A 13447-nucleotide genomic window follows, 5' to 3' on the forward strand; every position below is an offset into this window, starting at 1 on the left:
AGGGGATTGTGGGAGGGGGCGGAGCGCGGGGGCATCAACGGCGTCAGCCGTTGATGCCTTTGATCCCCCCATCATCGACTAGAATCGCCCCCGTGACCACACCCCACCCCTCGATCACCATCCTCGGCCTCGGCCCCGGCTCCCCCGACCACCTCACCCTCGCCGCCGCCGCCGCCCTCGCCGCCGCCGCCGACGTCCACGTCCGGACGACCCGCTTCCCGGGCGTCGCCGCGATCCCGTCGACCGCGACCGTCATCGCCTGCGACGACCTGTACGCCGCCAACGACGCCTTCCCGGACGTCTACGCCGCCATCGCCGCGCGCATCGTCGACGCCGCGGCGCGCGGGCCGGTGGTCTACGCCGTGCCGGGCGATCCGGCGGTCGGCGAGACGACGGTGGGGCTCGTGCGCCTCCTCGCGGCGGCGCGCGGGATCGACGTCGTCGTGCTGCCCGGCGTCTCGTTCATCGGGCCGACACTGTCCGCGCTGGGCTGGGACGCCCTCGACGGCGTGCAGGTGGCCGACGCGACCGAGCTTGGGCAGCGGCACCACCCGTCCGTCGACCCGGACAAGGCGGCACTCGTCGCCCAGGTGTACAGCCGGATCGTCGCCTCGGACGTGAAGCTCGTCCTCCAGAACCAGTACCCGGACGATCACCCCATATATATCGTCTCCGGCGCGGGCTCGGCGGCGCCCTCCGTGACGACCGCGACGCTGTCGACGCTCGACCATGCCGAGGCGTTCGACGACGTGACGACGATCGGCGTGCCGCCGCTGCCGCGGGCGGGGTCGCTGCTCAGCCTGGCCGACGTCATCGCCCACCTGCGCGCGCCGGACGGCTGCCCGTGGGACCGCGAGCAGACGCACGAGAGCCTGCGGCCTTATCTCCTCGAGGAAGCGTACGAGGCCGTCGCCGCCATCGACGCCGGCGACCCGGAGCTCCTGGCCGAGGAGCTGGGCGACGTCCTCCTCCAAGTCGTCCTCCACAGCCAGCTGGCCGTCGAGGCCGGCGACTTCAACCTGAGCGACGTGATCCGCCACATCACCGAGAAGCTGATCCGCCGTCATCCCCACGTGTTCGGCGACGTGCAGGCCGACACGCCGGCCGAGGTGCTGGCGAACTGGGATCAGCTGAAGGCGGCCGAGAAAGCGGCGAAGGCGGCGTCGATCGCGGGCGACATCGACGGCGACGTCGGTGGTCCGGTCGACCCGTTTGCCGACATCCCGCCGGCATTGCCCGCCCTCATGCGCGCCCAAGCCGTCCAACGCAAGAGCGCCAAACTCGCGACCGACGTCGGCCCCACTCCTAACCCTCCCCCAGAATTGGGGGAGGGACAGGCCGGCAAAGCCGGCCAGGGAGGGGGCCCGCCCACCGCCGTCGATGCCCTCCGCATGGCCGTCGCCGCCCTCGACGACACCACCCCCCGCGCCGAATCCATCGGCCAAGCCCTGTGGGCCGTCGCCGCCCTCGCCCGCGCCTGGGGCGTGGATGCCGAGACGGCGCTCCGCGACGCGACGGGCGACGTCGAACGCCGCGTCCGTGCGAACCTTTCCTCTCCAGGAGCCGACCGATGACCACCCGCATCTCCACCGTCCACGCCCGCGAGGTCCTCGACTCCCGCGGCAACCCCACCGTCGAAGCGTTCGTCACCCTCGCCGGCGGTGCCGTCGGCAGCGCGATGGTCCCGTCCGGCGCCTCGACCGGTGCGCACGAGGCCGTCGAGCGGCGGGACGGCGTGAAAGGGCGATACGGCGGCAAGGGTGTGCTGGGCGCCGTCGCATCGGTGAACGATGAGATCGCCCGCGCCGTCGCCGGCACCCACCGCGACGCCCTCGACCAGCGCGGGCTCGACGGAATGCTCTGCGCGCTCGACGGCACCCCCACCAAGGCACGCCTCGGCGCGAACGCGATCCTCGCCGTGAGCCTGGCGAACGCCCGCGCCGCCGCGCACGCCGTCGGCCTGCCGCTCTACCGCTACCTCGGCGGTCCGAACGGCCACGTCCTGCCGGTGCCGATGCTGAACATCCTGAACGGCGGCAAGCACGCCTCGAACTCGACGGACTTCCAGGAGTTCATGGTCATGCCCGTCGGCGCACCGACGTTTGCCGAGGGGCTTCGCTGGGGCGTCGAGGTCTACCAGGCGCTCAAGGGCGTCCTCAAAGACATGGGCCAGGCCACCAACGTCGGCGACGAGGGCGGCTTCGCGCCGAGCCTGCCGTCCAATCAGGCCGCGGTCGAGCTCGTGCTGCAGGCGATCGAGCGCGCCGGATACCAGCCGGGCCAGGACGTCGCCATCGCCCTCGACCCGGCGGCGAGCGAGGTCTTCGAGGGCGGTACGTACAACCTCGCCGTCGAGCACCGGTCGCTCACGCCGGGCGGCATGGTCGACTTCTGGGCCGATTGGGCGAAGCGCTACCCCATCGTGAGCATCGAGGACGGTCTGGCGGAGGACGATTGGGACGCCTGGGCCGCCCTGACCGCCCGCATCGGCGACACCGTCCAGCTCGTCGGCGACGACTTGCTCGTCACGAACGTCGAGCGGCTCGATCGCGCGATCCGGGGCGGGAACGCGAACAGCATCCTGATCAAGCTCAACCAGATCGGCACCCTGACCGAAACCCTCGATGCGATCCACACCGCCCAGCGTGCCGGCTGGACCGCCGTGATCAGCCACCGCTCCGGCGAGACCGAGGACGCCTTCATCGCCGACCTGGCCGTGGCCACGAACGCCGGCCAGATCAAAGCCGGCGCCCCCGCCCGCTCGGACCGCGTCGCCAAGTACAACCGGCTGCTCGCGATCGCGGATGAGTTGGGGGCGTCGGCGGAATATGCGGGGCGGGCGGCGCTGAATGGGCGGTAGGGCAGGGGGCGTAGGCCGTTGATCCCCCCCGCCTCTCGCTCCTTCGCCACGTCCGCCCGCCTCTTCGCCGCCGCCCAACGCGTCCTCCCCGGCGGCGTCGACAGCCCCGTCCGCGCCTTCCGCGCCGTCGGCGGCCACCCGCTGTTCATCGAGCGCGGCGAGGGCGCGTACGTCGTCGACGCGGACGGGAACCGGTACGTGGATTACGTCGGCTCGTGGGGGCCGCTCATCCTGGGCCACTGCCACCCGGCCGTCGTCGAGGCGATCCGCGACCAGGCCGGGCGCGGGACGAGCTTCGGGGCACCGACACGGCTCGAGACGGCGCTGGCGGAGCGGATCATCGCCGCCGTGCCGGCCGTCGAGTGCATCCGCTTCGTCAGCTCGGGCACCGAGGCGACGATGAGCGCGCTGCGGTTGGCGCGGGCGGTCACGGGGCGCGACAAGATCGTGAAGTTCGACGGCGGCTACCATGGGCACGCGGATGCCCTGCTGGTGGCGGCAGGATCCGGCGTGGCAACGCTCGGGCTGCCGGACTCGCCGGGCGTGACGGCGGGTGCGGCGGCGGACACGCTCGTCGCGCCATACAACGACATCGCGGCGGTCGAGGCGCTGTTCGACGCTGCGGCGCGGGCGAACGCGGGCGTGGACGCGATCGCTGCCGTCATCGTCGAGCCCGTCGCCGGCAACATGGGCCTCGTGCCGCCGTTGCCGGGGTTCCTCGCGGGGCTGCGGGACGTGTGCGACCGACACGGCGCGCTCCTCGTGTTCGACGAGGTGATGACCGGCTTCCGTGTCGCCTACGGCGGCGCCGGCGCGCTGTACGGCGTGCGGCCCGACCTCGTCGCCCTCGGAAAGGTCATCGGCGCCGGCCTGCCGGTCGGGGCCTACGGCGGTCGCGCGGACCTCATGGCCCACGTGGCGCCCGCCGGGTCGATGTACCAGGCCGGCACGCTGTCCGGCAACCCGCTGGCGATGGCGGCGGGCATCGCCCAGCTCGACGTGTTGGCCGAGGAGGCGACGTACGAGCGGCTGGCGGCGCTCTCGACGCGGCTCGTCGACGGCCTCGCGGCGGCGGCGCGCGATGCGGGCGTCGCGTTGACGACGGCGGCCGTGGGCGGGATGTTCGGCTTCTTCTTCACGCCCGGGCCGGTCGTCGACTACGCATCGGCCAAGCGGGCCGACGTCGACGCCTTCCGGCGGTTCTTCTGGGGGATGATCCAGCGCGGGCACTACCTGGCGCCGAGCGCGTTCGAGGCGGGGTTCGTGAGCTTGGCGCATGCGCAGGACGACGTCGATGAGACGGTGGGGGCGGCGGGGGAGGTCATGGCGAGGCTGCGCGGCGCCTCATGCGCGGTCGAGCAGGCGAACCGGGTGGGCCACCACGGCGTCGACGCGCAACACCTGGGGCCCCCCGGGGCGACGATGGCATTGAACATCAAGAACGACCGGGTCGAACGCCTCGCGGCTGAGGTCGCGGCCATGACCGGCGAGACGAAGGTGGAAGCCGTGCGCCGGGCGCTCGAGGAGCGCAAGGCGCGCCTGACGTTGGGCGGAGCGCCAGGCGATAGCGCGGGCTGGGACAGGGCGATGCGGATCATGGAGCGCGAGATCTGGCCGGCGATCCCCGTCGCCGAGCTCGGCCGGCGCCTCAGCCGAGAGGAAGAGGACGCGATCCTCGGCTACGGGCCGGAGGGCGTGTGATCCTCGATACCTCGGCGATCATCGCGATCCTGTTCCGTGAGGCCGGTGCCGGGGCGCTGCTGGAGCGCTTGTGGAGCGCCACGGTGCGCGCCGTCGGCGCGCCGACGCTCGTCGAGGCGGGAGTCGTCCTGACGGCGCGCGCAGGCGAGGCGGCCGTCCCACTCCTCCATCACTTCCTCGACGCCTTCAGCATCGCCACGGTCCCGTTCGATGGCCGTCATGCGCAGGAGGCGGTGGCGATCTACAACACCTTCGGCAAGGGCCATCATCCGGCGGGCCTCAACTACGGCGATTGCCTGAGCATGGCCACGGCACGCCTGGCCGGGCTGCCGTTGCTGTGCGTCGGCGACGATTTCAGTCGGACGGATGTGGAGTTGGCGTGAGCTGCGCGCGGGGCCACGATTAGGGACGGTGCCCTCCACTCAACAGCCCGCGGACTTGACCTCGCCAGCGGCCACGGAAGAGTGTGCGGGATTCGTTGCCGGGAGATGCACGAGAAGGACCTTGCCGCATGAGCGCCATAGACGATGTGATCGCCACTACGCGGGCGCGGCTGGAGCAGCTTCGCAGCCGCGGGACAGATCTCAACGAGCAGAATACCAAGGCGACGCTCATCGATCCCGTGCTGGCGGCACTCGGGTGGGACCTGCACAACGTCGACGAGGTCGATCGGGAGTACAAACGCAAGCCCCAAGACAACCCGGTCGATTACGCGCTGTTGCTGATGCGAGCTCCGCGGCTCTTCATCGAGGCAAAGGCGCTCCGCGTCGACCTGAACGACCGCAAGTCTGTGGCGCAGACCCTGGGCTATGCCACGGTGGTCGGCGTCGAGTGGTGCGTCCTCACGAATGGCGACGAGTACCGTCTCTACAATGCGCACGCCGCTGTGGACGTCGAGGAGAAGCTGTTTCGCTCGGTAAGGATCTCCGATGAGCACGGGCGTGACTCCCTGCGCGCCACACTCGAGCTCCTCTCCAAGGACAAGCTTGGCGCGAACCAACTAAGCGCGATATGGAAGGCCCACTTCATCGACCGTCAAGTGAAAGCCGTCGTCACGGGCCTGCTGCAGGACCCGGATCCAGCCACGGTGCGGTTGATCCAGAAGCGCCTGCCGATGTTCCGGCCTCCGGAGATTCGCGATTCGCTCAGACGGGCGGATGTCCGGGTCACCTTCCCAAGCGAAACGCTGGACGAGGCGCCGCCGCGACGCGCGACCCATCGCACCGCGGCGGCGTCGACGGCGCCGGCTAGCCCGGCGAAGCTGGCGGCCTCGGTCGGGGCGCCGCCCGCACCCGAGCCTGTGAAGCTGCCATCGGCCCCGTCGGACACTGACTCGCCGCGTCCAGTCCCCGTGCGGATAGATGTGTCGCTAGCTGACCTCATCGCCGCCGGGCATGTCCGTCCGCCCATGCGGCTGGAAGTACGGTACAAGGGACGCGAGTTGACTGCAGAGGTCCTCCCCGACGGCCGGGTGGCGTTCGCTGGCGCGGCATATGACTCTCCGTCGACCGCTGCCGCCTGCGCGCGGATGACGATCATCGGCAAACCGGCGAAGTGGGCAAGGCCACCTACGAACGGCTGGACTTTCTGGCGATGTACGGACCCAGAGACGAGCCAGCTTGTTGCGCTGGACGTGCTGCGCCAGAGGTGGATCGCCGAGCGGAACCAGGCGAACCAGAACTTCCAGACGTAGCGAATCGCGCCGCGGTGCAGGAGTCAAGATGATCCTTCGCGTGTGTTCGTGGAACCTCCGCAAGCCCGGCCGCGGCCAGGCCGCGCGCCGCGTGCAAGCGCTCCGCGATCTCGACTGCGATGTCTACCTCCTCCAAGAAGTCACGCCGCACGTCTGGCAGCACATTGTCGCCAGCGACTTCGTAGCCGGCCGTACCTACTCGATTTCTGATCTCGGCATCGAGCCGAGCGGTCCACAGCCCCACGGCGCCGTCGTGCTGGCGCGCCCACCGTTCCGGCTGACAAGGCCGACGGAGATCCCGGGCTTGCCCAAGCGCGAGCGCGGGTTGGCTGCCTTGGTCAGCGATGGCCGGACAACCGTTCAGGTCGCGAGCTGGTACGCGCCCAACGCAGCGGGCAATGGCGTCGCCGCGAAGATGGCCGCCTACAAGGCAGTGACTCGCTGGCTGGCAAACATCGAGTCACCGGACGTGCGCGTTCGTGCCTGCCGCTACGACCTCGCCGCCGGGGTGGCCGCCGGCAGCGACCACGCGGTTGTGCGGGCGGAGGTCGAGTTCGGGACATCGGAGGGGTCCTGAAGCTGATCTGGAACGCGAACGCCCTTCCGCCTACCATCCCCGTTCGAATCCAAAGGGTTCACGACCGTCGACACGGAGGGGTCCATGGCCCGCTGCCCAAGTCCGAAATCCGCGCCCGTCTACCCCGCGGCCCAGCAGTTTGTCGACCGAGCCCTCGCGCGGCATGACTCTTTGTTCTCGCCGGGGCAGAGCATCTGGTCGTCGGCCATACTCGACGATCTGCACACCAGGTTCGTTGAGCAGCCGATCGAGACACCTGAGCCGTTCATGGTGAAGTTCGAGCGGCAGCTGTCAGGTGCGTCCGACGCCACGCTCCTTCTCGCGGCCGAGTGTCTGTTCGTCTACTTCCTGGTGCCTCTCAACATCAAAGGGGAGACGAAACGTGCTGCGATCCAGACAGTGTTGTCATGGATGAAGGAGCCCGTAGCCATTCCCACCGACCTAGCTGCTGCGATGGACGGAGGCTTGGCCACGGTTGGGATCGCATACCAGACCTATCGGCCCTTCCAGCTGCAGTTCCTGATCGCGCTCGCCAGGTCGTGGCAGGTGCTAGACGACGATCGCCGGGCGGCCGCCCTTGCCGATCCGTGGGTGTTCCGCACCGTCGTCTACGACGTGCCGGTTCCGCCAGGCAGTCAGGCGATGCGCGAGTGCCTCTTGCACCTTGTCCATCCGGACACGTTCGAGCCGGCGACGCTCGTCGAGGTGAAGAAGCGGATCGCCGACAGTTTCTCTGCGTTCGTGTCGGATCCCAAGGAGAACGTGGACCGTCAGCTCCTGGAGATCCGTGGACGGCTGGCCGAGGAGTACGGTCCTGGGTTCGACTTCTGGGACGCAGGCGTTCGGGAGCGTTGGCAGCCGGACGCCGCGAACCGCTGGGGGCAGTTCGTGTACTGGGCGCGGCGGTTCCATGAGGGCACGTCGTTCACGACGCTGGAGCGGGATTACAAGGTTGAGATCGCTCGCCGGTTGCAGGACGCCCGCCAGGCGGTGATCGACAATGCGCCGGGCTGGAAGGATGTGTTGCGCCGGGCGTTCGGCCCGCCGAATAACATCACGTTCCACATCGTACACGCTCACTTCCTAGAGTGGATCGAGACCGAGCCGGTAAAGGCGCGTGCCGCGCTCGTCGCGCTTTGGGCACCCGGCGACAGCGGCGCGGACGATGCCGTCGACCAACGGATCCGGGCGTTCTCCGCGGCGCTGCCGTCGAATACGCCGTCGGCGGGCGGCCGAGTGTTCGGTATCTCCGGCACGGGCAGTCGCCTGAACATGATCGCGTTCCTGAACCTGGCAACGGACATCGAGCGGTTCCCGCCGTACGTCACCACGGCGTTCACAAAGGCGTTCGAGCTCACAGGTCATCCCAAGCCATCGGCCAGTGCGGACGAGGCGGAGAGGTACCGGCACATGCTGAACTTCCTCGACGCCCTCGACCACGAGGCGTCGCAACGCGGCTTGGTGCTGAACGATCGGCTCGACGCCCAGTCCGTCGTCTGGTGCGTGACGAAGTGGAATCCGGATCCGGCGTGGCCGCGCGCCGATCAGAACGCGTTCCGGCGGTATCGGGGGGAGCCGCTGGAGGGCGAGGGGGACGATCCGCCTCCGCCGGGCCCGAACGGGGATCCGACAGCGCCGCCCGGCCTGAAGGCCCTCGCCGAGAGGGAGCTGCTGGACCTCGCTTACCTCGAGACGATCGACCAGCTCCTGCGCTCGAAGCGTCAGGTCATCTTCTACGGCCCGCCCGGCACGGGGAAGACGTACATCGCCCGCAAGCTGGCCGAGGTCTATGCGGACGGTGCGACGAGCGCCGTGGAGCTCGTGCAGTTCCACCCGTCGTATGCCTACGAGGACTTTGTCGAGGGCTTTCGACCTGCCAAGGGAGGCGCGCAAGGCTTCCTGCTCACACCAGGTCCGTTGCGCCGCATTGCCGCGGCGGCCGCCAATGATCCGTCGCGCATGCACGTCCTGATCATCGACGAGGTGAACCGGGCGAACGTGGCCAAGGTGTTCGGCGAACTCTACTTCCTTCTCGAGTATCGCCGCGAAGACATCGCGCTTCAATACTCGCCCGAGCAGCGCTTTAACCTGCCCGAAAACCTGTACATCGTCGGCACGATGAACTCGGCAGACCGATCGATCGCGCTCGTCGATGCCGCGCTCCGGCGACGATTCTACTTCGTCCCGTTCTTCCCCGATCGGCCGCCCATTCAAGACTTGTTGCGCCGGTGGCTGGCCAGGCATAAGCCCGCCCTCTCGTGGCTCGCGGACGTCGTGGACCTACTGAACGAGCGGTTGGGCGATCGAAACTTGGCCGTCGGCCCGAGCCACTTCTTGCGCCCCGATCTCAACGACGAGTGGATCCACCTGATCTGGGACTTCGCCGTCCTGCCCTATCTTGCGGAGCACTTCATCGAGGACGAGGCGCGGCTCGCCGAGTTCGGCCTCGAACGGCTGCGTGCTGCGTTGTCGGCCGGTGGGACGTTCCTCGGCGGGGGCGGTTCTCCAACTTTGACGGACGAGATGGCCAACGGTGCGGACGCTTCGCCTTCGTGAGCATGCGACGTCGTTCGGCGTCGCACTGAGCCCCGACGAGGTTGACGAACTTCGGCGCACCGTCTCGTCGGTCGACGTCCAGCCGACGCCCGGTCTGCGCCATCGGTTCGACGTGCGGCCGGGTGCGACGGTTGGTATCGTCCGGCTGGGCGACTTGTCCGTCGAGATCCAGCCCAAGTTGCCGATCCGGCGGTTGCTCTTCCTCCTGTCCTACCTCGTCGACCCGAAGGGCTGGCGTCCGGACGAGACGGAGGTGGACGAAGGCGCCGATCTGTTCGAAGCGGTGATCCCGGCGTTCGCGTTCCAGGTGTACCGTGCCCTGCGGCGAGGAGTGCTGCAGGGCTACCGGACCGAAGAGGATGCGCTGTCCGTCGTCCGCGGCCGCGTGCGCTTCGACGATCAGATCCGCCGGCGATATGGCCGAACGCCGCCGGTCGAGGTTCGCTACGACGAGTTCACGGAGGATATCGAGGCGAATCGGTTGATCAAGGCCGCGACCAGGCGGCTCCTCCGCCTTCGGCCCCGGTCGCTGGCGTCCCGGCGGTCCCTGGCCGGAATCGAGGTGGCCTTCGCCGCGGTCTCCGACGTGACGTATCGAGCGCGCGATCTGCAGGAGATCCCGTACAACCGGCTGAACGCACATTACCGACCGGCCGTGGAGCTGGCGCGACTGATCTTGCGTGCGACGTCGCTGGAGGTCGGCCACGGCGCGGTACGCGGGATGGCCTGCCTATTCGACATGAACGTCGTGTTCGAGGACTTCGTCGTCGTTGCGCTGCGCGAGCAGCTTCGCCTCTCGACCCATACCTTCCCACAAGGCGCCAGCGGACATCGACTCTGCTTGGACAACGACCGACGGATTCGCCTCGAACCCGACATCTCATGGTGGGAAGGCGAGCGGGCGGTGTTCGTCGGCGACGTGAAGTACAAGCGGACGGCTGACGCACTCGGGAGGAACGCCGACATCTACCAGGCGATGGCGTACGCCATAGCGGCTGACTTGCCCGGCGCCCTGCTCATCTACGCCGCGGGGGAGCGGGAGCAGGGGGTACATAGGATCATCCACCTGGACAAGGTGATCGAGGTCGTGACGATGGATCTGAACGCAAGGCCGGAGGTCGTGTTGGGGCTGGTTCAGGCGATTGCAGAGCGGATCCGGGCCTTGCAGTCAGCGCAGGGCTAGTCAAGCGATTGAGCCGCGTGCCGTAGCCGCACGACAACGCGCTGCAACGCTGGGCAACGTCGGCGCAACGATGACGACCCTGCGCAACAGCAGATCGTCGCGCCGCCTCCTTTCGGCGCATTCCACCCGCAAGGACGAACGCCTTCCTTGCCCGCACCCGACAGTCTGGCAATGCCCTTCTCCACCCCCCTCGAACTCGGCCTCGACACCTTCGGCGACGTCACCCTCTCCCCCGACGGCGCTCCCTCCTCCACGCCGAGGTCCTCCGCAACGTCGTCGCCGAAGCCGAGCTCGCGGACCGCCTCGGCCTCCACGTCTTCGGCGTCGGCGAGCACCACCGCGCCGACATCGCCGTCTCGGCGCCCGAGGTCGTCTTCACCCCGATCGCCGGCCGCGCGGCGCTGCCACAGCCGTTAAGCGACGGTTTCGCCCCCCCAGCGTCGGCTGCGCGGCGGTCGCGCGGCGGTTTTGCGGCGTTCGGACGGGCCGAAAGGGCGCTACGCTCTGGCCACGCCCGCTCGGCTCATCGAATCGTCGATGTCACACCGAACCTCAACCGCGGGCATCGCCATCCCAGGAGGATCATCGATGGCAACGTTGCTGCAGGCGATCGCTACGTACCGCCCCCGGATCGTGAACTCGCGGACGATGGAGCTTGGCGAGCTGGCGGACCATCTGGCCGTCGGGACGCTCGTCACCGCGCCGATCGCGCGGATGGTGCTCGAGGAGCTCGGGCGGCAGGCGCTCCTCCAGGGGCGGGCGGGGATCAAGATCCGGCTGCCGGGGATCGGGCTCATCTCCCAGGACCTGCGGATGGACGGGACGCCGTTCCCGGTCATCCGGCTGGACAAGGACCTCCGGGGCGGGCTCGCCGACCGCGATGCGTTCCACGCCGACATCAAGCACCGCGAGATGATCGCCGTGCCGCTGGCGGCCTACAAGGCGCGCTGGGACGCCGACCACCCGGACGATCCCGTGATCCTGACCGACCAGGAGCGCGCGGCGTAGCCCGCACTGGTCCGCCGGGCGGCCTGCAATCGAGCCCGTGTGGACGGGCGCAGGCGCCGGACTCACCGCTTGAGAGGGCGATCCGATCGACAACCCACGATGCCATGACCGGCTCTCCGGGGGCGGGGCGACCTACCAAGGTCGCCCCGCTCTCGTTTTGCACGTCCGTCGTGCGCGCGGAGGTGTGGGTGGATACCGATCACCGCGTGCGGAGAGACCGTTGATCCCGCGACGGGAAGCGGTTCACTTCGAAGAGTGAAGCCGTTCGACGAGCGAAGGGAAGGCTACACGTTCGAAAGCGAACGACTCATCCGTCGGGCGCGTTCAGGGGTGCGCGGCGGTATCCTATCGCCGAGTCGTGACCGCCATCGCGACCACCCGTGACGCTGCCGTCGCCCGCCGGCGAACGAGACCTCATCCGATCGCACGAAAGGAAGCCCGCGTGCCGAAGCGCCGCCGACCGCTCGCCGTCGCCGCGTTCCTCCTGTTCGCCCTCGCCGGGTGCGATGCGTTCGGGTTCGGCGGGGCGCAGTCCGCGTTGACGTACCGTCTGCCGTACGCGGACGGGACGGAGGTGGAGGTCACGGCGGACGCGGACACGCACGATCCGCCGGGGGCGTACGACATGCGGGCGTTCGGGGGCTGGGGGCTGCGGCGGTACCGCATCGTGGCGGCGCAGGCCGGGGTGGTGCGGCACATCGTGGACGACGGGACGAAGGTATGCTGCGACGGGGACTGCGCGAACAACTACGTCTGGATCGAGCACGCGCGCGGGGAGTGGTCGAAGTACGCGCACATGGCGACGGGCTCGGTGACGGACGACGCGGGTCTGGCGGTCGGGGACGAGGTGGAGGCCGGGACGTTCCTGGGGTTCGAGTCCGACGTCGGGCGGGCGTGCGGGGTGCACCTGCACTTCGAGGTGGGGGTGCCGGACGATCCGGCCGCGCCGCTGTACGACGAGGTGGGCGGGTTCCTGGACGGGGCGCGGGTGGTGCCGCGGTTCTGCGGGGTGGAGGGGGAGGTGTTGTACGAGGGGGACGAGGTGGAGGCGGAGGGGTGTGAGGCGTGATGCGGGGACTCAGGCGTTCCCGGATGCACGTCGCTCCCTGCCTGTCACACGGCCAGGTGGTCCAACCTCCATTGATCCTATGGCGCCGCACCCTTTCCTTCTGCTTGCTCGTATTCGCGCAGGCAGTCATGCAGTGGATGGCCCTGGTCGTAGATGCAGTCACAGAAACGTAGGCAGTCGTCCGGATTGCCCTTGCCCTTGCACATGTTCGTGCACTCGGGCTTCATGTTTCCGGGCCGGATGTCGTACATGAATTGATTGACGACGACGACGGAACCCAGCGCCGCGAACACGCATATGAAGAACCATGCCGGGAACTTGCTGTTCTTGTCTGGGACGTAATCGACTTCTTCGCGACGCCTGAACGGCAACACGTGGCTAAGCCGGTCATAGTCCCAGACCAGCAAGAACACATTCGCCAACAGCATGAACGTCGCGATGCGGGTTCCTTCGAACCGGACGGCATAGGTCAGGACACAGATGTTCAGCATGATGGGGAAGTAGACGAGCGCGCCCAGGAGCGCCGTTCTCGGAATGAGCAGGAGAACGGCCGCCGCCAGCTGGGCAACGCCAATGAATGTGTAGTAGTAACCGGTCAGGTGCAGGGCGTCGAAGTAGTGGCCTAGCGGATGATTGGGGGGCAGGCCGGTGAACCGTTCGCCCCTCAGCTTCACGATGGCGGATGGGATGAAGCCGAGCGCGAGCGCGATGCGGCAGAAGACGGCGAAGTAGCGAGGCCACTTGTTGCGCTTTAGGTCACCGTACAGGCGGTCAATGTCCATCAGTTGGCTCATGGGTCG

Annotated in this window: 11 protein-coding genes; 10 read left to right on the plus strand and 1 reads right to left on the minus strand. The window is 68.7% G+C overall.

Translation table 11 applies throughout. The features are described from left to right. The first annotated feature begins 92 nt into the window (after positions 1-92). The 10 genes from IPG72_01365 (at position 93) to IPG72_01410 (ending at position 12647) form a co-directional block, all read left to right on the plus strand. Positions 93-1574 carry a MazG family protein gene (locus tag IPG72_01365; protein ID MBK6767687.1) on the plus strand — a complete coding sequence of 494 codons (1482 nt, stop codon included), beginning with the start codon at positions 93-95 and terminating at the stop codon, positions 1572-1574. Beyond that, entirely contained in the window at positions 1571-2860 is a 1290-nt protein-coding gene (eno, locus tag IPG72_01370; GenBank protein MBK6767688.1) for a phosphopyruvate hydratase, read from the plus strand. Before IPG72_01365 ends, eno begins: the two co-directional genes overlap by 4 nt. A gap of 18 nt (positions 2861-2878) precedes the next feature. Beyond that, positions 2879-4561 (plus strand): glutamate-1-semialdehyde 2,1-aminomutase, encoded by a 1683-nt coding sequence (gene hemL, locus IPG72_01375; protein ID MBK6767689.1) that lies wholly within the window; start codon positions 2879-2881, stop codon positions 4559-4561. Continuing rightward, on the plus strand, positions 4558-4944 hold the full coding sequence (locus IPG72_01380; GenBank protein MBK6767690.1) for a type II toxin-antitoxin system VapC family toxin: 387 nt from the start codon (positions 4558-4560) through the stop codon (positions 4942-4944). The genes hemL and IPG72_01380 overlap by 4 nt, the downstream gene beginning before the upstream one ends. A gap of 128 nt (positions 4945-5072) precedes the next feature. Beyond that, positions 5073-6254 carry a type I restriction enzyme HsdR N-terminal domain-containing protein gene (locus IPG72_01385; GenBank protein ID MBK6767691.1) on the plus strand — a complete coding sequence of 394 codons (1182 nt, stop codon included), beginning with the start codon at positions 5073-5075 and terminating at the stop codon, positions 6252-6254. Positions 6255-6282: 28 nt separating this feature from the next. Further along, positions 6283-6831, plus strand: a complete 549-nt coding sequence (locus IPG72_01390; protein ID MBK6767692.1) for a hypothetical protein — start codon at positions 6283-6285, stop codon at positions 6829-6831. Between the two features lie 267 nt (positions 6832-7098). Next, complete coding sequence (locus tag IPG72_01395; GenBank protein ID MBK6767693.1) at positions 7099-9387, plus strand: AAA family ATPase; 2289 nt, start codon at positions 7099-7101, stop codon at positions 9385-9387. Then, positions 9365-10570, plus strand: a complete 1206-nt coding sequence (locus IPG72_01400) for a restriction endonuclease (protein ID MBK6767694.1) — start codon at positions 9365-9367, stop codon at positions 10568-10570. Before IPG72_01395 ends, IPG72_01400 begins: the two co-directional genes overlap by 23 nt. A gap of 588 nt (positions 10571-11158) precedes the next feature. Further along, positions 11159-11578, plus strand: coding sequence for a hypothetical protein (locus IPG72_01405; protein MBK6767695.1), 420 nt, complete (start codon positions 11159-11161; stop codon positions 11576-11578). A gap of 442 nt (positions 11579-12020) precedes the next feature. Further along, the gene (locus IPG72_01410) at positions 12021-12647 is read left to right on the plus strand and encodes a M23 family metallopeptidase (GenBank protein MBK6767696.1); all 627 of its coding nucleotides are present in this window, start codon (positions 12021-12023) and stop codon (positions 12645-12647) included. A 77-nt stretch (positions 12648-12724) separates the two neighbouring features. On the opposite strand, the gene IPG72_01415 is transcribed toward IPG72_01410, so the two are convergent. Then, positions 12725-13441 (minus strand): DoxX family protein, encoded by a 717-nt coding sequence (locus IPG72_01415; protein ID MBK6767697.1) that lies wholly within the window; start codon positions 13439-13441, stop codon positions 12725-12727. Positions 13442-13447 lie beyond the last annotated feature (6 nt).

The sequence above is a fragment of the Candidatus Avedoeria danica genome (assembly GCA_016703025.1).
GTDB lineage: Bacteria > Chloroflexota > Anaerolineae > Epilineales > Epilineaceae > Avedoeria > Avedoeria danica.